Annotated in this window: 17 protein-coding genes; 12 read left to right on the top strand and 5 right to left on the bottom strand. The window is 65.5% G+C overall.

From position 1 onward, the window contains the following. Positions 1-114: 114 nt before the first annotated feature. Positions 115-657 carry a PAS domain-containing protein gene (locus GRI48_RS12725; protein ID WP_160676949.1) on the top strand — a complete coding sequence of 181 codons (543 nt, stop codon included), beginning with the start codon at positions 115-117 and terminating at the stop codon, positions 655-657. Then, positions 657-4,103 carry a chemotaxis protein CheB gene (locus GRI48_RS12730; RefSeq protein WP_160676952.1) on the top strand — a complete coding sequence of 1,149 codons (3,447 nt, stop codon included), beginning with the start codon at positions 657-659 and terminating at the stop codon, positions 4,101-4,103. Before GRI48_RS12725 ends, GRI48_RS12730 begins: the two co-directional genes overlap by 1 nt. 6 nt (positions 4,104-4,109) lie before the next feature. Here the strand turns inward: GRI48_RS12730 and GRI48_RS12735 are convergent, their stop codons facing one another. Further along, positions 4,110-4,478, bottom strand: a complete 369-nt coding sequence (locus tag GRI48_RS12735) for a response regulator (protein ID WP_160676955.1) — start codon at positions 4,476-4,478, stop codon at positions 4,110-4,112. 149 nt (positions 4,479-4,627) lie between these two features. Here GRI48_RS12735 and GRI48_RS12740 point away from each other — a divergent pair, with 149 nt between their 5' ends. Beyond that, positions 4,628-5,299 (top strand): response regulator transcription factor, encoded by a 672-nt coding sequence (locus GRI48_RS12740; protein ID WP_160676958.1) that lies wholly within the window; start codon positions 4,628-4,630, stop codon positions 5,297-5,299. 100 nt (positions 5,300-5,399) lie between these two features. Here GRI48_RS12740 and GRI48_RS12745 read toward each other — a convergent pair whose 3' ends face one another. Both GRI48_RS12745 and GRI48_RS12750 read right to left on the bottom strand, forming a co-directional pair. Then, positions 5,400-8,117, bottom strand: coding sequence for a TonB-dependent receptor domain-containing protein (locus GRI48_RS12745; RefSeq protein WP_160676961.1), 2,718 nt, complete (start codon positions 8,115-8,117; stop codon positions 5,400-5,402). A gap of 118 nt (positions 8,118-8,235) precedes the next feature. Further along, positions 8,236-9,792, bottom strand: coding sequence for a hypothetical protein (locus tag GRI48_RS12750; protein ID WP_160676964.1), 1,557 nt, complete (start codon positions 9,790-9,792; stop codon positions 8,236-8,238). A 261-nt stretch (positions 9,793-10,053) separates the two neighbouring features. Between GRI48_RS12750 and GRI48_RS12755 the strand changes: the two genes are divergently transcribed. The 9 genes from GRI48_RS12755 (at position 10,054) to virB11 (ending at position 18,320) form a co-directional block, all read left to right on the top strand. After that, a complete protein-coding gene (locus GRI48_RS12755; protein ID WP_160676967.1) occupies positions 10,054-10,425 on the top strand; it encodes a hypothetical protein in 372 nt (123 codons plus the stop codon). Between the two features lie 204 nt (positions 10,426-10,629). Then, positions 10,630-11,169, top strand: a complete 540-nt coding sequence (locus GRI48_RS12760) for a lytic transglycosylase domain-containing protein (RefSeq protein ID WP_237451959.1) — start codon at positions 10,630-10,632, stop codon at positions 11,167-11,169. After that, complete coding sequence (locus GRI48_RS12765; RefSeq protein ID WP_160676973.1) at positions 11,166-11,471, top strand: TrbC/VirB2 family protein; 306 nt, start codon at positions 11,166-11,168, stop codon at positions 11,469-11,471. The genes GRI48_RS12760 and GRI48_RS12765 overlap by 4 nt, the downstream gene beginning before the upstream one ends. A 1-nt stretch (position 11,472) precedes the next feature. Next, positions 11,473-11,769, top strand: a complete 297-nt coding sequence (locus GRI48_RS12770) for a VirB3 family type IV secretion system protein (protein ID WP_160676976.1) — start codon at positions 11,473-11,475, stop codon at positions 11,767-11,769. A gap of 22 nt (positions 11,770-11,791) precedes the next feature. Beyond that, positions 11,792-14,227, top strand: a complete 2,436-nt coding sequence (locus tag GRI48_RS12775) for a VirB4 family type IV secretion/conjugal transfer ATPase (protein WP_160676979.1) — start codon at positions 11,792-11,794, stop codon at positions 14,225-14,227. Then, complete coding sequence (locus GRI48_RS12780) at positions 14,224-15,387, top strand: TrbL/VirB6 family protein (protein WP_160676982.1); 1,164 nt, start codon at positions 14,224-14,226, stop codon at positions 15,385-15,387. Before GRI48_RS12775 ends, GRI48_RS12780 begins: the two co-directional genes overlap by 4 nt. Beyond that, on the top strand, positions 15,384-16,175 hold the full coding sequence (locus GRI48_RS12785; RefSeq protein ID WP_160676985.1) for a TrbG/VirB9 family P-type conjugative transfer protein: 792 nt from the start codon (positions 15,384-15,386) through the stop codon (positions 16,173-16,175). Before GRI48_RS12780 ends, GRI48_RS12785 begins: the two co-directional genes overlap by 4 nt. Next, positions 16,175-17,311, top strand: coding sequence for a TrbI/VirB10 family protein (locus GRI48_RS12790; RefSeq protein WP_160676988.1), 1,137 nt, complete (start codon positions 16,175-16,177; stop codon positions 17,309-17,311). The genes GRI48_RS12785 and GRI48_RS12790 overlap by 1 nt, the downstream gene beginning before the upstream one ends. A gap of 13 nt (positions 17,312-17,324) precedes the next feature. Continuing rightward, on the top strand, positions 17,325-18,320 hold the full coding sequence (virB11, locus tag GRI48_RS12795) for a P-type DNA transfer ATPase VirB11 (RefSeq protein WP_160676990.1): 996 nt from the start codon (positions 17,325-17,327) through the stop codon (positions 18,318-18,320). 7 nt (positions 18,321-18,327) lie between these two features. Here virB11 and GRI48_RS12800 read toward each other — a convergent pair whose 3' ends face one another. Together GRI48_RS12800 and GRI48_RS12805 are read right to left on the bottom strand one after the other, a co-directional pair. After that, a complete protein-coding gene (locus GRI48_RS12800) occupies positions 18,328-19,086 on the bottom strand; it encodes a glucose 1-dehydrogenase (RefSeq protein ID WP_160676993.1) in 759 nt (252 codons plus the stop codon). Next, positions 19,083-20,600 carry an acetyl-CoA acetyltransferase gene (locus tag GRI48_RS12805; protein WP_160676996.1) on the bottom strand — a complete coding sequence of 506 codons (1,518 nt, stop codon included), beginning with the start codon at positions 20,598-20,600 and terminating at the stop codon, positions 19,083-19,085. The genes GRI48_RS12800 and GRI48_RS12805 overlap by 4 nt, the downstream gene beginning before the upstream one ends. Positions 20,601-20,693 lie beyond the last annotated feature (93 nt).

Here is a 20,693-nt window from a genome sequence, read left to right on the forward strand (position 1 = left end):
TGACCTGAATCGGGATTCGCGGCCGAACACAGGATTTGCCTCCTTGAAAGGACGGGCGTCTTTCGGTGGCATTTCGATTGCGTGGCATGACGCGTGGTTGTAGCGGCCGTTGAAATGAAAGCGCATTTCGACGGCAACGACTTTCCGGACGGGCTCAAGAGCCTGTTCGAAAGCAGCAGGGTGTCGCTTTCCATTGCCGACTACACCGCGCCGGACTGCCCGCTGGTCGGTGTAAACGACATGTTCTGCGAGATGAGCGGGTACGAGGCCGGCGATGCATTGGGCCGCAATTGCCGTTTTCTCCAGCCGGAAGGCGGTGCGGGGCCGGTGCGGCAGCGGATGCGCGAATATCTCGCCGAAGATGGTCCTGGTAACGCCAAGTTCGTCGTACCCAATGTCCGGCGTGACGGCAGCCAGTTCCTCAACCTGCTCTACATGGCCAAGCTCACGCGCGACGGTAAGGTCCGGCTGGTCCTGGGCTCGCAATTCGCGATCGATGAAAATACGGGCGAGAGAGCCGGAGTGTACGATCTTGCCTTGCAATCGGACTTGCGCCAACTCAATCTTCTGACTGCCGACGACAACTGGGCGCTGCTCGGCAGTTACGACGCGCTGGCGTCGAGCCATTCGATAATCGCCCAGGCGAAGCTGGACTGATGAATGTGCAACCCGAATTGACGCCGGACGACAGGACCGGCTTTCCCATCATCGGTGTCGGTGCATCGGCTGGCGGCCTCGAGGCGCTGCGCGAGATGTTCGGCGGCTTCAAGGGACAGAGCGGCATGGCCTTCGTGGTCGTCCAGCATCTCGATCCGACCCATGAATCGCTGATGGCGCAATTGATCGAGCGGTTCACCTCGATGCATGTGAAGCAGGCGGAAGGCGGCGAGACGCTGGAGCCCGATCACGTATACGTGATCCCGCCCGGCCATGGTCTCGCGCTGAACGGCGGCATTCTCAGCCTCACCGAATTCACCGATCCGCGCGGCATGCGCCGGCCGATCGACGATTTCTTCGAAAGCCTGGCGGAGGATCGCGGCGAACGCGCGGCCTGCGTCATCCTGTCGGGGACCGGGGCGGACGGCAGTCGCGGTTTGCGCGCGATCAAGGAGCACGGCGGCCTGTGCGTCGTCCAGGAACCCGACACCGCAGCCTACGACGGGATGCCGACATCGGCGATCGGGACCGGGCTGGTGGATATCGTTGCCGAGCCCGGCAAGGTACTCGACACGCTGGCGAGCTTCTTCGATCGCGGGACGATCACCGAAGACCAGGTGGAAGAGGCGGGAGCGGTCGCAGATCACGTCGACGATCTGTGCGAAGTCCTGCGCGAAGCGGTCGGACACGATTTCTCGCGCTACAAGCGCAGCACGCTCAACCGCCGGATTGCCCGGCGCATGCAGGTCCTGGGGATAGAGGATGGGGCGGCCTATCTCGCGCGACTGCGCAGCGATGCGGACGAATGCGACGCGTTGTTCCGCGACTTGCTGATCAACGTCACCAAGTTCTTCCGCGACCCGGAAGAATTCCAGACGCTGAACTCGCTGGTCATCGATCGCCTGGTGGCCAATGCCCGCAATCGCGAGGAGATCCGGGTCTGGGTGCCGGGCTGTTCGAGCGGCGAGGAAGCCTATTCGCTCGCGATGATGTTTGCAGCCGCCAACGAACGTCACGGCAAGCACGCCTATGTCCAGATCTTCGCGACCGACATCGACGATGCGATGCTCGATATCGCACGATCCGCGACCTATCCGGCATCCGCTCTGACGGATATCCCGGCCATGTACCGCGACGAGTACATCATCGCCGGCAGCGACAAGTTCGCGATCGCCCCGCGCGTGCGGGACATGGTCCGCTTCAGCGTGCACAATCTCGTGCGCGATCCACCCTATTCGAAAATCGATCTCGTCAGCTGCCGCAACCTGCTGATCTATTTCGACGAATCGCTACAGGAAACCGCGGTCCCGCTGTTCCATTTCGCACTCAAACAGGACGGAGCCCTGTTCCTCGGTTCGTCCGAGGCGATCGGCCGTTTCGAAGATCTGTTCGAGCCGATCGATCGCAGCGCCCGGGTATTCCGTCGCAGGAGCGTGAAGGGCAACTACAGCCTGGTCCTGCCCAATGAAACGGGCGCTACCGCGCGGCGTCGTCGGTCGCCGCGGGAAACGTCGCCGCCGGTACGCGCGGGCAGCGCCGAAATCACCGCGCTGCGGATGGTCGCCGACAAGTACGCTCCGGTCAGCTTGCTGATTGATCGCGACGGTTGCCTGCTCGACCGCTGGGGGCCGGCAGCCCGCTTCCTCGATTTCCCCGAGCGGCTCGAACGTACGGTGCACGTCCCGTCGTTGGCGAGGCCGGGGCTGCGCGAACTGATCGGTCCGCTGATCCGCCAGGTCGGCGAAAGTGGCCGGCGTGCCGGTGCGAACGACGTCGAGATCCGCACGCAGTTCGGCGCGGTGCCCGCCCGCGTGGTCTGCGAGAAGGTGGACGAAAGCTCGTTCCTCTTCGTCATCCGGGAAACCGGCGAGCTCAAGGTAGCGGACGACGACTTCGACGAGATCGATCCGGAAGACGGCCAGCGCCAGTTCCTCGAGGAAGAGTTGCAACTGACGCGCCATCGGCTTCGCTCGACGGTCGAGGAGCTCGAGACGAGCAACGAGGAGCTGAAGAGTTCCAACGAAGAAATGATGTCGATGAACGAGGAGCTCCAGTCGACCAACGAGGAGCTGACCACGGTCAACGACGAATTGAAGAACAAGGTCGACCAACTCACGGTCGCCAATGCCGATCTGCGAAATTTCTTCGACAGCACGCAATTGGCCGTTCTGGTCGTCGATGCCGAGATGAACCTGCGCAGCTATACCGATGCTGCCCTGGATCTTTTCCCGATCGGAGCAAATTTCATCGGACGGCCGCTCGCCGACCTGCCGAGCAAGCTCGACGCACACCGGTACGTGGACGATGCGCGTGCGGCCGCGATCGATGGCGAGCAGACCGAAACGAGTATCCACTCGGCCGTTCTCGGTGCCGAGTTCATCCTGCGAGTACTTCCCTATCGCCTGCTCGACGGAAAGATCGATGGTGCGACGCTGGTGTTCACCGACGTTACCGAGGCACTTTCGCTCGAGCGCAACCTGCGCGAAGAGCGCGAACGCCTGCGCCTGGCGCTGGAGGTCGCGGAAATCGGCATCTGGGAATACGAGCCGGCGACCGATCGGATCATCCTCGACGAGACTGAGCGCCGCCTTCTTGCCCTTTCGCCCGACGATCCCGGCGATTCCATGGAACGGATCCTCGCAAGGTTGACCACGGAAGATCGCGACCGGATCAACCGGGCGCTGCGCATGGCGATCGAGGGCGGTCAGGAGTTCGACGAGACTTTCCGCCTGCCGCTGGGCGACGGCGAATATCGCTGGCTTCACGGCCTCGGCAAAAAGATCGACATTGCCGGTAAACGCAAGTTCATCGGTACGACCTTCGACATCACCTCCGATCGCATCCTGCTCGATCAGCGCGAACTGATGATCCGCGAGATGAACCACCGGGTGAAGAACCTGTTCTCGGTCATCGCCGCAATGATCACGATCGCCGCGCGCGAGAAGGACGACGTCGAAAGCTTCGCCGAGAGCCTGCGCGAACGCATTCATGCGCTCGGCCGGTCACATTCGCTGACCAATGAAGCGGGCGTTAGCGGTGAAGGCCGGGTCCAGCTCGACCACCTCGTCGATACGGTCATCAAGCCGTCGCTGGCCGGTCAGTCGATCGACACCGATGGCGAACCGCTGACGATCGAGAACTACCAGATCACATCGCTCGCACTGATCCTGCACGAATGGGCGACCAATGCCAGCAAGTACGGGGCGCTGGCGACGAAAGACGGCTCGATTCGCGTCGAGTGGGCCGAAACGGACGGCAATGTCGAACTCACCTGGACCGAGCAGGGTAGCGCTGTCGGCAATAACGAGGAACCTGCGACCCCCGGATTCGGGACGCGCCTGGTCGAAACGGCCGCACGGCAGCTCCAGGGCAGCGCGACCGGTGGCCCGACCGAGGATGGTTACCGGCGAACGCTCACTTTCCCGATGGCGACAACTACCGGCTGAGGCAGGTCAAGCCTGGCCCAGTGCTGCCGAGAGAGCCGCACGGATTTCGTCCGGCGATACCGGCTTTTCCAGCTTCTGTGCGCTGGCGAACTCCTCGCACAATTCACGATGCGAGAGATTGGCGCTGACGAAGACGATCGGCCGGCCGTGTTCGGCTACCTTGCGCGCGAGCGGCCATACCGGCTCGCCGCCGACGTCGATATCGAGCAGGGCGACATCGGGTTCCGAACCGTCCAACTGTTCCAGCGCACCGGTCACGGTCGTGGAATCGGAATGGACCTGATAGCCCAGATCCTCGACCATCATCACCAGGTCGAGCAGGACCATCGCCTCGTCATCGACGACCATCACGCTCTGCATGTCGAACCTATCCATATCCCCATCAAGCCGGATAACTGACGATCGGCGGATCGGGTTCCTGCCGAACTGCGCGGAAAACCGATTTACCCGGCAATTGCAGCGCGTTCGCGTCACGAATGCGTCACAACCGCGCGCCAAGGTCCGTTCGAGCAGGGGCAGCGGACATGAACGTGGTCAACATATTCCTCACCGATCCGATTGGCGAGACGCTCGACCCGTTCGAGCAGGACCAGGCATGCTTCGTCTTCGACTGGCTGCCCAAGGATGGCCCGCGCCGGCTGGTCGAGGGGCCTGTCTGGGCTTTCGTCGACTGGGTCATGGACGATATCGCCGGGCTCGAGATGTGCCGCCGCCTGCGCGCCGACCCGCGCACCAGCGATGCGCATATCACGATGGTCCTGGAAGAGGATGATGACGAGGATCGGCGCCGGGCGCTCAAGGCCGGGGCGGACGATTACATGATCGGTCCGATCGACAGGACCGCGGTGCTCGACCGGGTGCTGGCGTTGCAGGCAGCGCCGCAGCACCGTCACGCGGCCCGGCTTATCGAGAACGGCCCGCTTGCCATCGACATGGTCGCCCTGCGCGCGAAATGGGGCGGCGTTCCGCTGGACATCCGGCCGAACGAATTCCGCCTGCTGCGCTTCTTTGCGGAGAATGCCAATCGCGTGCTCGGTCGGCAGGACCTGATCGCCGGGCTCGGCAAGCAGGAGCCGGCGATTGACGAGCGGACGGTCGATGTGTGGATCGGGCGACTACGACGCGCCTTGCGCCGGGCGGGGGCGGGCGATCCGCTGCGCACCGTGCGATCGGTCGGCTACGTCCTCGACCTCTGACTCCCCCAATCGTCGCAGCCGGTAAAAAACCGCCCCCGTCATTGCGACGAGGGCGGCCAGGCGGGGTCGGGACTACAGGGACCCTGTCCGTGTCGAGAGATCAGAACTCCGTCGAGATGCCGAGCGAGACGCTGGTCCCGACGCGGTAGCTGTTTATCTCGATCCGGTTGTCGGCATTGGCCTGGTATTCGAAGTTGTCGCGGCCGACAATGTTGCGCACTTCGAATTCGACTTCGAACGGCCGCCCGAACGCATCGACCTCGCCGCGCGCCACGAAGTCCACCGTCAGTCCGGGATTTTCTATCACGTCGGGACGCTGGAATCCGCGGCTGGTGACGCGGTTGCTCGCATAGTTGAACAGCACGGTCATCTGCTCGGTTCTGTCCGTGTCCTCGATGCCGATCTGGAAGTTGGCCAGGTGGTCCGATTGTCCGGTCAGGCGGTCGCCGTCGTCGAAAAGCAGCGAGGCATCGGTCTGGCCGGACGGCGGAATGAAAGTGATATCCCCTTCGGCCACCGCGATGTCGGACTGGGTATAGGTGTAGTTGGCGATCAGCATCAGCTGCTTGGTCTCGAACCAGCCGCCCCAGTCCGCCAGGTCGATGCCATAGACCGCGTCCAGTTCCGCGCCCCACAGTGTGGCGGCCGGCGCATTGGCGAAGCTGGTCAGCGTATCGCCCGCGGCAGTCGTCACGAATGCCTCGATCGGGTTGTCGATCTTCTTATAGAAACCGGCAAGGCTGACACGGTTGGCCCCGCCGAGGTAGTATTCGGCTCGGCCCTCGAAATTGGTCAGCTGGCTGTCGGTCAGGAACGGGTTGCCGCGATAGGCGCGGTTCGATTCCGGATCGAAGTAGAGCTGTTCGACCAGCTCGCGGAACTGGGGCCGGGCGATCGTCTTCGATGCGGCGGCGCGCAGTTGCAGGCTGTCGGTGACTTCCCAGGTGATGGTCGTCGCGGGAAGGATGTAATTTTCCGCGTTGTCGGTCGGCGTCGCTCCGACGATCGGCTCGTTGAAGATCGTCTGGTCGAGCGCGACGGTTTGCTTGGCGTCCTCGTAGCGTGCGCCGATTTCCACCGTCAGCCGGTCGGCGGGAAAGATCCGCGCCATGGCGTAGGCACCGTGGACTTTCAGCGCGGCGTCGAAAGCCGGAAACTGGCTCGTTTCGTCGAGCCGGATGTTGAAGGCGGCAAGGCTCGCCCCGTTGATGATGTCGCCCGGGCGGCGCAATCCGATGTAGGGCACGAAGCTGTCGTCGAGCACGTCGCCCTCGGCGCGGGGGGAATATTCGCGGCGAACGGAATAGCGCGAGGTATCGCTGTAGGCGTAGCCGACCGTCGCGGTGACCAGATCACCGATCTGGTAGCTCGCGTCGATGCTTCCGAACCAGAGCTTCTCCGTCAGATCGTCGAAGCTGACCGAGGTAAGCCCGGTGTCGCTCTGGCGGTTGAGATAGACCGCATATTCGCTACCCAGCGGACTGTCGGCGAAATTGGTGCGGGTGTAGCTGAAGGTGGCGTTGAACGGCGCCTCGCGATCGGTCTGGGCGTAGCCACCGCGCAGGTCGAGCGAGAACGGGCCGAACTCGAATTCGCCGACCAGCTGGCTGTCGATCAGCTGGCGCTCGAACCAGGCGGTGTTCTGCTCGGCGAAATCGAAGCCGGTCTCGCCCAGTTCGAACTTTGTGCCGGTGGCGAGCCGCGCGGTCTTGAGCGTGTCGCGGATGTAGAGGTTGGTCCAGCGGATCGTGTGTTCGCCAAAGTCGAGCCCGAAGCCGAGCAGCCCGTTCACCAGCACGTTGTTGTCGGTAATGAAGGTGCTGAAGTCCTCGGTCAGTACCGACAGGTCGGTATTGGCTGCCTGGCTGATGACGGTGCGGTTGCGCCAGCCGTTCTTGATGCTGGCAGTCGCGATCACGCCGAGGAAATTGCCGTCGCCGATTTCGAACGATGCGCCCCCGGTGATCGAGCCGGAGAAATTCGCCGGCAGGTGGTTGTCCTTCTGGAGCGTGACGAGGTTGAGGGGGAAGATCTGGCTGGCGATGCCTTCCTGCACCGCGATGCTGGAATCCTCGATCCGCTCGCCGCTGTCCCAGAAAGCCTCGAGGTTGGCCGGGATGTCGCGATTGCCGTTGTCGAAGCCGAACGGGTCGAGGTCCGATCCGTAATATGTCAGTCCGTCCTCGAGCGCGGTCAGGCTGTCGCCGCCGACGCTGGCGCTCAGTTTTAGGAAGTTCTCGGTCGGGATGGCGCGGGTCGTCAGGTTGATCACGCCGCCGCCGAACTCGCCGGGGTAGTTGGGTGAATAGGTCTTCTGGACCAGGCTCGAAGCGACGACATTGGTCGGGAAGATGTCGAGCGGGACCACGCGGCTCAGCGGTTCGGGGCTGGGCAGCGGCAGGCCGTTCAGCAGCGCGAGCGAATAGCGATCGCCGAGGCCGCGCACGAAGACGCGCCCGTCACCGACCACCGAGAGACCGGTGACGCGCGTCAGCGCGCCGGCGATATCGCCCTCGCCGGTCCGCGCGATGTCTTCGGCGGTCAGCACGTTGAGCACCTGGCTGGAAGAGCGGGTGGCATCGCGGAAGCGGCGCCCGGTCACGACGATCGTACCGCCCGGGGCCGAAATTTCCGGTTGCTCGACCTGTTCGTCCTGCGCGACCGGCTCGATCGCCTCGTCGATGGTGTCCTCGTCGCTCTGCTGCGTGCTGGGATCCTCGCCCGGCGGAATGCCGATATCCTGCGCGAAGGCAGTGGCGGGTATGGTCAGCGCGCTGGTTACGAGAAGCAGGCCTGCGAAACGCGTGCCGGTCGACATGGTCGGGAACCCCCTGATGGAAAATCGAAGCGGGGCTCGTCCGGGCCCCGGAAGTGGTGAGGGGAGGGGCGGGCCGCCCAAGGCGGCGAGCGCGACCCTCCCCCGATGTGTCATGCGATCAGTAGACCGGCAGCGTGGTGCACGCTCCGGTGCTGCTGCCGAGGTCGAGCGTCGCCGAGTTGCAGGTCCAGTTGCGATACCAGCTGTCGTTCGCACTCGAGACCGCGCCGATGAAGGTTGTGGTGTCGAAGTAGGATGACAGAGTCTTGGGATCGAAGGCCGGGACCGTCGTGGTGTAGAACAGGCCGGTCAGCGTGATGGTCGCCGCCGCATTGTTGTTCGAACCTGCGTCCCACTGCCCCTGGACCTGTGCATTGGTCACGCCGGCGTCGCCGCGGAAGGCACTCGCCGGATCGCAATCGGCCTGGATCGAGTAGAAGTCCGGATCGGCCGAAAGCGTCACCATCTCGTCGATGCGGATGCAGGTCTCGTTGTCGGTGTCGATCACGCCATTGGCGAGCACCAGCTTGGCGCCGCCGCGGGCCCGCACCACCTGGGAATTGGCGGTGCTGCGCTCGATGAAAGTGAAGTTCGCGACCTGCAGGACCGTCTGCGGCAGGGCGGCTGTCGAGAAGTCGCCATCCGGCGAATCGAGTTCGATCAGATTGTCGCCGCCGTTCGTGCGCTGGGCGCCAATGACGTACTGCAGGTTCGCCTTCGCGCCGGTGTCGACGTCGAAGCTGTCATCGTCGGCGCCGACGGCCACGACGTATTTCATGTTCACGCTGCCGCCGAAGAATTCCATGCCGTCGTCCGAGCTGTTGAACGACTGGAAGTGGTCGATCGTGGTGCCCGAGCCGATGCCGCCGGTGGTCAGCGACTGCAGTTCCTTGCCCGGCGCCAGGCTGAAGCCCGAATAGCGGATCTGGAAATACTTCATCGTGCCCGAGCTGTCGGCCGAGTCGGTGCCGCCGAACAGGGTGACCGTGTTCGCACCCTCGAGTTCCTGCTCGCAGCCGGCCTGGTTGAACGGCGCGCCGGTGTCGGAGTTGACCCCGCCACGGTTGAAACCGCCGAGACGGCAGTCGGAAACCGGTGCCCGGCCAAGGAGCACGAAGCCGCCCCACTGGCCGATCGAGCTGTCGGTGCTGAGGCCGAGGACGTTGTCGCGGCTGGTGAAGACGATCGGGCGGGTGGCGGTGCCGACCGCGTTGATCTTGTTGCCGCGATTGACGACGAGGAAGCTGCGGCCGGTGCCGCCGAAGACCATCACGCCAGCTTCCATGCCGAGTGTCACGCTGGTTCCGGTGCTGGTCGCGCCGCGATCCGTGCCGACGTCGACACGGCCCGGCAGCGAGTAGAGCAGGCCCGCGATGTAGGGCAGGGTGTCGTTGGTATCGATTACCGCGGGCAGTTCGCAGACGCGATAGGTGCCCGTCGGGCCGGTGATCGTGCCGGCATCGGTCAGCCCGCCGGTCGAGTTGATGGTCGGGCATCCGGCCGCCGCGACCACGCCGGTCGAGCCGGTCGGCGTCGGGGTCGGCGTTGGCGTCGGAGCGGGGTTGTTTATGATGATGTCGCCGCTGGTTCCGGGCGAGACGATCTCGTCGCCGCCGCAGCCGGCGAGTGCTGCCAGGCTGCAACCGATGACGATGGTACGCTTGAAGTTTTTCACGAGATTGGCCCCCTCATAAGGCGAGAATCGAGACGACCCGGACGGGTGTCGCAATTCGCGAGGTAGGACCCTTGCGTGACAGTTTGTTTGCAGATTCCCTTACGTTTTCAACGACATGAAAAAGACCGCAATGTGACAATTATGACCGCACCTGCGCGGGCACAGGCAAATGTTACGCTTCGATGACAATGTTTCATTTTTATTGCAGCCGGGCTCGTCCCGGCGCAGTCTCCGGCACAGGTAATACGTGGGAGAACTGCCATGATGATCACCGCCAGCCTCGCTTTGGCCTTTCTTGCAGCCGGTCCGGCAGGTTCCGTCGAGGAAGTCGACGTGGCTTTCGAAAAGCTTGCAGCCGGTCAGAACGCAGCCGCGATCCGCCAGATCGAAGACAACGACAATCTGCGCAGCGACGATCCGGCGCGGCTCGTGAACCTGGGCGTTGCCCATGCGCGCGAGGGCGACCTGGAAGCCGCGCGGGCCTATTTCCGTGCGGCCATGTTCAGCGACGATCGCCAGATGCTCGAGACCGCGAGTGGCGAGTGGGTCGACTCACGCGTCCTCGCTCGTCAAGCCCTGGCGCGGATCGATGCAGGGCGGTTCGACGACCAGCCCAGGATGGCAGCCCGGTAGCGCTGTTTTCCACACGGAATTCTATCGGGGCCCGCCTTCAACGGCGGGCCTTTTTCTTTGTCGTGTTCAGCCGTTTGTCACCATCGTGTCATGTAGAGTATCCAGGGGAACTGGACGGAGGGCGCGATGATTCTTGGCGCGAGCCTGCGGTCCTGCATCCTGGCAGGGTTCGCATGCATGTCTGCCCCGGCGTGGGCGGACGTATTGGAAATTTCAGGCGAAAGCGCGCATTGGGTAACCGGCGATCGCGCCGGTGTGCCCGTCGATGGCATGCCGGTCGCAGTGGCGGATGCAGAAGGCGTGCCTCTGCCGGCCGAAGCCATTGCCGATCCGCAAGTCCATGCTCGCGCCGTACCGGTGAACTATAGCGCGAAGGTGGCCGAACTCGCCGCTCGCTATGACCTCAGCCCGGTGCTGATCGAGGCGCTGGTCTGGCAGGAAAGCCGCTGGAACGCGGGCGCAGTGTCGCCGAAGGGCGCGCAGGGTCTGGCCCAGCTTATGCCGGGCACGGCCCGCGAACTCGGTGTCGATCCGCGCGATCCCTTTGCCAATCTCGAAGGCGGCGCGCGATACCTGCGTGCGCAGCTCGACCGGTTCGACGGCGATCTCGAAAGGGCGCTGGCTGCCTACAATGCGGGGCCCGGCCGGGTCGAGCGCGCCGGCGGCGTGCCCGACATCCGCGAAACCCGGAACTACGTGGCGGCGATCATGACCCGCCTGTCCAATCACTCACGGAGCGAATGACCTTGACCCAATTGCTTGCCCGCCTGGCCGCGTTCGTCGCGCTTGCCGTCCCTTCCGCGGCCATGGCCCAGACTGCCGATCCCGCGGGCTCCGGTCCGATCGTCGCCGCGCTCGGCTGGCTGCAGGGAACGCTGCTCGGCAATGTCGCGACGGCGGTCGCGGTGATGGCGGTTGCCGCGGTCGGCTTCATGATGTTGACCGGACGCCTGAACTGGCGCTTCGGCGCGACGGTGATCATCGGCGTCTTCATCCTTTTCGGCGCGGCCTCGATCGTCGCCGGTATCCAGGGCGTGGCGGCCTGACATGAGCGACGTGCCGACATCGCTGGTCCGGCATCCGGTCCACCGCGCGCTGACGCGGCCGCAGATGTTCGCCGGCGTCACTTATAATTTCTTCATCATCAATGCCGCGGTCACGACCGAGATCTTCCTCATCACGGGAAGCTGGTTCGCGATCCTCGCCGCGCTGGTGATGCACGGCGTCGGCTATTTCGCGTGCCTGCGCGAGCCGCGCATCTTCGACCTCTGGCTGACCAAGGTCAGCAAGTGCCCGCGCGTGAAGAACTACCAGCGCTGGGGCTGCAACAGTTACGCCGCGTGACCGGCGGGAAGGAACCGACGCGATGAGCAAGTGGAAGGGAGCAGCGGCCTGGAGCGCGAAGGAAGCGCGCGCCGGCGACCGGCTGCCCTATGCCCGCCTTCTCGACGAGCACACCGTGCAACTGCGCGATGGCTCGGTGATGACCGCGCTGCAGGTGCCCGGCCTGCTGTTCGAGACCGAGGATACCGACGCGCTCAACGGCCATGCGGCGACACGCGAGGTCATGCTCCGCTCGACGCTCGATGCGCGCTTCGTGCTCTATCATCACGTCATTCGGCGCAAGGTCGAGGTCGCACTCGATACCGAGTTTCCCGATCCGCTGAGCCGCCACATCGATGCGCGCTGGAAGGAACGGCTGGGTTCGGGATCGCTGTTCATCAACGACCAGTTCGTCACGCTGATCCGCCGTCCCGCACGGGGCAAGGCGGGCCTCGCCGAACGTGCCAGCAAGGCGTGGTCCAGAAAGGGCAAGCGCGAGATCGAGGCCGATCCGAAGGACATTCGCGCGCTCAAGGCCGCGGCGACCGGCCTCGTCGCCTCGCTCCAGCCCTATGGCGCACAGCTGCTTGGCGATTACGCGAACGGGCAGGGCGGCACCAATTCCGAAATGCTCGAGTTGCTCTCGGCGTTATACAATGGCGAGATGCGCCCCGTGCGCCGCCCGGTGGACGACACCGACATCGGCCAGATGCTGCCCTATCGCCGAGCGAGCTTCGGGCTCGACGCGATGGAACTGCGCGGGGCGGGCGAGCCGGATTTTTCCGCCATTCTCGGCCTCAAGGATTATCCCGAGGCGACCAGCCCGGGGATGCTGGACGCCTTGCTGCGGCTGCCGTTCGAGATGGTGGTCAGCGAAAGCTACGCGCCGGCGGAACGCCAGACCGCGCGCGAGCGGATGAACCTGTCGATCCGGCGCCTGCGCTCGGCCGACGAGGAAGCGGCTGCGGAACGGGCCGACATGCTCGCAGCGCGCGACGCGCTGGGCAATGGCGCGGTCGGCTTCGGCGATCATCACCTGACGGTGCTGGTGCGCGAAAGCGACCTGGCCCGCCTCGACGAAGCGAGCGCGGCCTGTGCCGCCGCCCTGGCCGACACCGGCGCGATCGCGGTGCGCGAGGATACCAATCTGGAGCCGGCCTTCTGGGCGCAATTCCCCGGCAACGAGGGCTACATCGTGCGCCGCGCGCTGATCAGCTCGGCCAACATGGCGAGCTTCGGGAGCCTGCACGGCTTTGCGCTCGGCCAGCCCGAAAGCAATCACTGGGGCCAGGCGGTCACCCTGCTGCAGACGACCAGCGCGACGCCCTTTTTCTTCAATTTCCACCACGGCGACCTCGGAAATTTCTCCGTCATCGGCCCGTCGGGTTCGGGCAAAACGGTGGTGATGAACTTCCTCGCCGCGCAGGCGCAGAAGTTCAGGCCGCGAACGATCTTGTTCGACAAGGATCGCGGTGCTGAGCTGTTCGTGCGCGGCATCGGCGGACGCTATGAACGCATCGTCTCGGGTGCGCCTTCGGGCTTCAACCCGATGGCCTTGCCGGACAGTCCGGCCAACCGCGCCTTCCTGCGCGACTGGCTCTCCGTTCTGCTCGCCGCCGACGGTCCGGAGGAACTGGCGACGATCGCGGGTGCGGTCGACGCAGCCTATGCCAACGACGCTTCGCTTCGCCGCCTGCGTCATTTCAAGGAACTGCTCGCCGGTGCGCGCCGTCCGCAACCCGGCGATCTTGCCGACCGGCTTTCCGCCTGGATCGGCAACGGCGAGCATGGCTGGCTGTTCGACAACGAGCGCGACGAGCTGGACCTGTCGACCCGCGTGCTCGGTTTCGACATGACCGCGCTGCTTGAATCGCCGCGTCTGCGTACGCCGGTCATGATGTACCTGTTTCACCGGATCGAGGAGCGGCTCGACGGCGAGCCGACGATGCTGCTGATCGACGAAGGGTGGAAAGCGCTGGACGATGCGGTCTTCGCTGACCGCATCCGCGACTGGCTCAAGACGCTGCGCAAGCGCAATGCGCTGGTCGGCTTCGCCACCCAGAGCGCGCGCGATGCGCTGGAAAGCAAGATCGCGACCGCGCTGGTCGAACAGACGGCGACGATGGTCTTCATGCCGAACAGCCGCGCGCGTCCCGAAGACTATTGCGACGGCTTCGGCCTGACGCAGCACGAGCTCTCGGTCATTCGCACGCTGCCATCGCACAGCCGCGCCTTCCTGGTGCGCCAGCCCGACGCGAGCGTCGTCGTGCGGCTCGACCTGTCGGGCGCGCCCGAAGTGCTCACCGTGCTGTCCGGCCGCGAGCAGAGCGTGCGCCGGCTCGACCTGCTGCGCGAGGCTGTCGGCGACGCGCCGGCCGACTGGTTCCCGACGCTCACCGGCACGGCATGGCCGGGCGGGGCGAACGATAGCGGCGCCGACGACGGCGACGACTTCGCCTTCGACAGGGCCGCCGAATGAACGCGACCTGCCAGGGCGCCGCCCAGGAGGCAGGCACCGGGGTCGGCGCGGCACTGCGCGCGGTCGACTGCACCGCGAGCGAGATGACCGCGAGCGCTTTCGGCCGCCTGTTTGCCAGTGGCGGGGCGCTGGGCACCGTGCTCACGATCCTGCTCACGCTGTTCATCGCCTTCTTCGCGATCGCGCTGCTGCTGGGCCGCACGAACCTGTCGGTGCGCTCGCTCACGCCGCGGATGATGACGTTGGGGCTGGTGCTGACCTTTGCGACCAGCTGGCTCGCCTATCAGAGCGTGGTGTGGAACCTGGCAACGGGCGCGCCGGACGAGTTGGCGACGATCATCGCCGGGACCGACGGTTCGGCGACGCAGGTCTTCGCGAGCAAGCTCGATGTCGTCTTCCTGGCAATTCAGGAGACAACCCAGGGGACGCAGGATTTCTCCGCCTTCTCGCCGCCGGGAATGATGTGGCTCGGCGCAATGCTGTTGCTGCTCGGAACTGTCGGCGTTCTGGTCACCGCGCGCATAGCGCTCGCGGTGCTGGTCGCGATCGGTCCGGTCTTCGTGGTGATGGCGCTGTTCAACGGGACGCGGGGACTGTTCACCGGCTGGCTCAAGGGGCTGGTGATGCTGGCGGTCGTCCCGATCTTCGTGGTGCTCGGCGGCTCGATCATGCTCGAACTCGCCGTACCGATCCTCGCCGCGCTCACCGCGACGCCCGGGGCGATCGACCCGCAGGCCGCGATGGCTTTCTTCGTGATCGGCGCGGTGCATTGCGCGCTGATGGCGATGATGGTGAAGGTCGGCGGCACGATGGTATCGGGCTGGACGGTCTTCGGCCTTGTGCCCGATGCGATGGACAAGCCAGTGCGCGGGACTTCCGCTTCGGGCGCGTCCCCGGCAGCAGCCCAGGCCTATGCACGGGCGGCGGCAACGCCTTCCCAACGAAGCGAGCCCTCGCGCCAGATCGCCATTCCTGCAACCGGCACGCTCACCGCCGCAAACGACAGCGGCGCTTCAGGGTCGGTCAATCGCACGACAGTCATCCAGTCCGGATCGGCGGCAGCACCCGCCACGACCGCGAGTTCTGTTGCACCGTCCCGCGTGCAGGGAATCGGAAACCGGTTCCGGCCCGCCAATATTCGAACGGAGAAGTTCTCATGATCCGCGCGGCTCTCATCACCTTCGCGCCTCTTGCCCTGCTCGCTGTCGCATCGCCGGCATCCGCGCAGGACAGTCGGCTGGTGGAAGTGGCCTATGACGAGGCCCAGGTCTTCCGGCTGGAAGGCCGCGTCAACGTGCAGGCGACGATCGCCTTCGCAGACGACGAGCGGATCGAGAACGTCGCCATCGGCGATTCGCAGAGCTGGCAGATCACGCCCAACAAGCGCGCGACGCTGCTGTTCGTGAAGCCTCTTTCGCCCAGTGCTAGCACCAACATGACCGTCGTCACCGACAAGCGGACCTATCTGTTCGACCTCGTTGCCGGCCCCCGCTCGAAGCCGGTCTATGTCCTGCGCTTCAGCTACCCGGAAGAAGAGCGCAAGGCAGCATTGCAGCTGGCCCAAGGGCCGAGCGCGGAAGAACTCGCCGCTGCCACCGCGCCGGAACAGATCGTCGATCCGGCGGAACTCAATTTCGCCTGGACGACGAGCGGCGATGCCAACCTGCTGCCGGCGCGCAGCTACGACAACGGCACGGCGACCTATCTCAGCTGGCCTGCCGGCCGCGCGGTACCGGCGATACTGATCAAGGATGCCAAGGGCACCGAGGGCCCGGTCAATTTCACCGTGCGCGGGGACACCATCGTGGTCGACGGCGTTCCGCGCGAGATCGTGCTGCGCTCGGGCAAGGATGCCGCGCTGCTGGTCAACGCCGGCCCGGCGCGAGCCGACCGTCCCCTAAGCAGCGGCAACAAGGCTGCCCTGGCCGCCAACATGGAGAGCAACTGATGCGCCTCGCGATGCGCCTGCCCGCGCAAAAGGGCTCCGATGGCGTCGCCAACGATGTCGATCCGCGCGACGAGGGTACGCCCGATGTCACCGATCTCGCCAATCGCGTCTCCTATCCGGCAGTCGCCAATCGCAACACCCGCAGCGACGGCATGGGCCTTGCCGCAGGTGTGCTGATCGTCGCGGCGCTCGGTGCGGTGACGCTCTGGAGCATGAATGCCGCCCGGGTCGAGCCGCAGCAGGGCATCGGCGGCGAAGTGCAGCCGGGCCCCGCACCCGATGCCATGCCCTACGTTCCGCCCGAAGCGGTCACGGTCGTGCAGCCGGTCGAAACGCTCGCCGCCGCTCCGCAGCCGGTCGGCATGCCGCCGCCGGTCACCGCCTATGCTCCGGCCCAGCAGGCCCAGCCGTCGGGCAATCGCTACGCTTCGCCGACGGTCGTCTTCGACGCAGGCGCGATGCCGGTGGGCATAGTTCCGGCAGGCGAGGCGGTAGCTGCAGGGGAAGGAACCGCGGCAGCAGGCGGTTCGGCCAACGATTTCGCCAGCCGGATCGGCGGCGTGGGTGGTGCGCCCGCGCAAGCGAGGGCAATGGTCAATCCGCAGACCACGGTGACGCAGGGAACGCTGATCCCCGCGATCCTCGAAACCGCGATCGATACCAACGTCCCGGGCTATGTCCGCGCGGTCGTCAGCCAGGACGTGCGCAGCTTCGACGGCAGCCGCGTGCTGGTCCCGCGGTCGAGCCGCCTGATCGGCCAGTATCAGTCGGGGATGCAGGGCGGGCAGAAGCGCGCCTATGTCATCTGGACCCGTCTGATCCGGCCCGACGGCGCCTCGGTGCAGCTCGCCTCGCCTGCGATCGGCTTCGACGGAACGACCGGCCTGCAAGGCAAGGTCTCGGGTAACGGTTTCTTCAAGCGCTTCGGCTCGGCCATGCTGCTGTCGGTCGTCGGAGGCCTGTCGACCATCGCGTCGGGCGGGGCATCGGTGGTGCTCGGCGGCGCGGGTTCGTCGGCAGCGGCCACTGCCGCGGAGCAGGACGGACAGCGCAGCCCGACGGTGCGCGTGCGCCAGGGCGAGCCGATCCGCATCTTCACCGCGCGCGACCTCGACTTCAGCCAGGTCAGCGGCTGAGGCAAGTCCAGCGATGAGCGCCGATATCCATTCCCTGCCAAGCGACAACCCGGTCGAGCGCAGCGTCTATCTCGACGCCTACCTCGCTCCATTCCGCGAATGGCTCGAGCGCGACACGGTGACCGAGATCCTGGTCAACCGGCCGGGCGAGGTGTGGGTGGAAGATGCCGCCCAGCCGGGGATGCAGAGGATCGAGACCGACGCGATCGACGACCGGCTCGTCCAGCGGCTCGCCGAACAGGTCGCGCGGGTCAGCCACCAGGGGATCAATCGCGAGCATCCGCTGCTGGGCGCCACTCTGCCTGACGGTGCGCGCGTGCAGTTCTGCGGCCCGCCCGCCAGCCGCAAGCACTGGGTCATGGCGATCCGTCGCCACCGGCGGCTCGATCTGCCGCTGGATGCCTACGACACAGGTCCGCTCGCGGGCGACCGGCACGAGGCGATGCCCGACGCGCAAGCCGAGCCGATCGCTTACCTGCGCGAGACGATCCGCCAGCGCCGCACGATTCTGATTTCGGGCGGCACCAGCACTGGCAAGACCACCTTTCTCAACGCCATGCTGCAGGAAATCCCGCAGCACGAACGCGTCGTGCTGGTCGAGGATACGCCCGAGTTGAAGATTCCCGGTGCGAACGGCGTCGGCCTTGTCGCGGTCAAGGGCGAGCTGGGCGAGGCCAAGGTCACCGCCAACGAATTGCTGCAGGCGGCGCTACGCTTGAGGCCCGACCGGATCGTGCTCGGCGAATTGCGCGGCGCGGAAAGTGTCAGCTTCCTGCGCGCGATCAACACCGGCCACCCGGGCAGCTTCTCGACCGTTCATGCCAACAGCCTGCGCGGTGCGCTCGAACAGCTCAGCCTGATGGTGATGCAGACCGGCATCGGCCTCACCCGCAGCGACACGATCGCCTATGCGGCGAGCGTGATCGACGTGATCGTCCAGCTGAAGCGCGATGCCAACGGCAAGCGCGGGATCGCCGCGATCGCAGAGAGCAGCACGCTGGTCGAGTGAGACTGCCTCAGCGCGGGCCGCCATCGACCTGCAGCAATTCGCCGGTGACATAGCTCGACGACGGGCTCGCCAGCATCAGCGCGGCGGTGACGATCTCTTCGGGCCTGCCGGGCCGACCCAGCGCGACGGGCGACGTCTCGCGCGCTTCCTGCGTCCAGGCGTTCGCGATGTCGGTCAGGAAGGGGCCGGGCACGATGGCGTTCACGCGCACCTTGGGCGCATATTCCTTCGCGAGCGATACGGTCATCGCGTTGATCGCGGCCTTCGCGCCGGAATAGGGCACGACGCCGGGCATAGCGTGGAGCGAGGCGGTGGAACTGATGTTGATGATCGTACCGCCATTGCCATCGGCCATGCGCTTGCCGACCTGGCTGGCCAGCCTGAACGGCCCCTTGAAATTGAGGTTGAGCACCGAATCGAACAATTGTTCGGTGACCTCGTGGCTCGGGCAGGCAGGCCCCATGCCGGCATTATTGATGAGGATATCGACGCGGCCGAAAGCGTCATATGCCGCAGCGATCAGCGCATCGATGTCGTCCCAACGCCCGCAGTGCGCCGCATGGGCCAGCCCCTTGCGTCCCATGCTCTCGACTTCGGCCACGACATGCTCGCAGGCATCGAGCTTGCGACTGGCGACGATGCAATCCGCGCCGCGCGCGGCGAGCGCGAGCACCATTTCGCGGCCCAGTCCGCGGCTGCCCCCGGTCACCAGCGCGACCTTGCCGGTGAAGTCGAACAGCGGGTCGCGGCTTTCCAGCGCGATCACGAGATGCGCTCCCAATAGGCGATGTCGTCTGTGTCGCGCACCACCGTCCCGCTGGTCCCGACCGGCTCGACCTTGCCGTCCGTCAGGAAGGCGATCGTCGCCGTGTCGTCGGGCGCGACCATCGCCAAAGTGCGCGTTCCGTCGGGCGTGCGGGCGAGCACCGTGCCCATGCGCGGGCTGCCGTCGCGGCGATAGTGCACCGTATAGCTCTCGATCTCGGCCTTGCCTTCGTATTCCTGATCGAGATCGGGCACTTCGCCGCGGGCCTCGTCCGCTTCTGCCTGGTAGTCGAAGTCCTGCGGGAAGCTGGCAGCCGCGATCGGAGCGGAGGCGAGCAGGATGGTATGGTTGTGCGTCGCATAGCCGCCATTGGCGAAGAGCAGGCCCTTGCCGCCCGTCTCGCGCAGCTTGAGCACCATGCTGGCGACCGCGTGGCTCATGTAATTGCCGATCGGCCCGCCGCCGAACGTCAGCCCGCCGAATACCGTCATCGGCTTGTCGAGCGGCCAGTCGATCACACGCCGTGCCATCTTGGGAACGCAGGGGAAGCAGGAATAGAGCTCGATATGGTCGATGTCCGACGTCTCGACCGCGTTGAGTTCCATCGCGCGCCGCAATGAAACCGCCATGCTGGGCGAGGCTTCGAAAGTGTCGCGCTCGAGAAAATCGTCCGATTCGTGGGCCGCCGCCCCCATGCCGACATAGACGATCCTGTCGTCCGGCACGCCGCGCCGCCGTGCCTCTGCCAGGCTGGTGACGATGAAGCCCGCGCCCTGGTTGACCGATGAATTGGCGACCTGCAGCTTGGTATAGGGAAAGGCGATCGGGCGATTGTTCTCGTCGGCCGCGACGATCTCTTCGGGTTTTCGCGGATCGTGGATCCAGGCTGCCGGGTTCTCGTTCGCGACCTCGCTGAAGCCCGACCAGATGGCCCCGCTTTCCGCCTGCGCTTCTTCAAGGCTCTGCCCGTAGGCTGCGCGGCCCGCGTTCTCATAAAGCGGATAGACATCGACCGGGACGGTCAGGCCGTAGCTCTGGCGGTAGCCCTTTTTGACCCGATGCGCTGCATCGCGAAGGGCATTGGGCGTATGGTCGCTCCCGGCCTTTGCGGCCGCAGCCTTGGCGTGCGCGGCCGCTGTCCGCAGTGCTTCGGCACCGACGACGCAGGCGATCGTGCCTTCGCCCGCGCCGATCCGGTTGGCCGCGCGGTTTAGCAGCAGGATCGGGCTGTCGCCATTGGGGAGCGCCGTCTGGAAAGTGTGGGCCGGCGACATTCCGCAACCCTTCGCGACACTGTCGGTCAGGGGATTGAGCTGGGGGAACGAGAGTTGCGAGACGATCTCGAGCGAATCCGCATCCGCCAGCCAGCCGCCGCCCGCGTCCTCGTCCGCCGCACCGAGGGCGGCGACCATCAACTCGCCCGAATCCATGCCTTCGAGCGGGTCTTGGGGCCGGTCGTTGACCTGGCCTACGCCGACGATGACGGGAATGCGTTCTGGGTTCGGGTTCGCCATGCTCTCTCCTCTTCGCGTCCGGATTAGCGGGCCGGTAGCGTTTTGCTACCTTTACAAATGCCAGCCGAAGGGCAAGCGTAACTCGCAAGCCAA

This window comes from Qipengyuania oceanensis, assembly GCF_009827535.1.
Taxonomy (GTDB): Bacteria; Pseudomonadota; Alphaproteobacteria; order Sphingomonadales; family Sphingomonadaceae; genus Qipengyuania_C; species Qipengyuania_C oceanensis.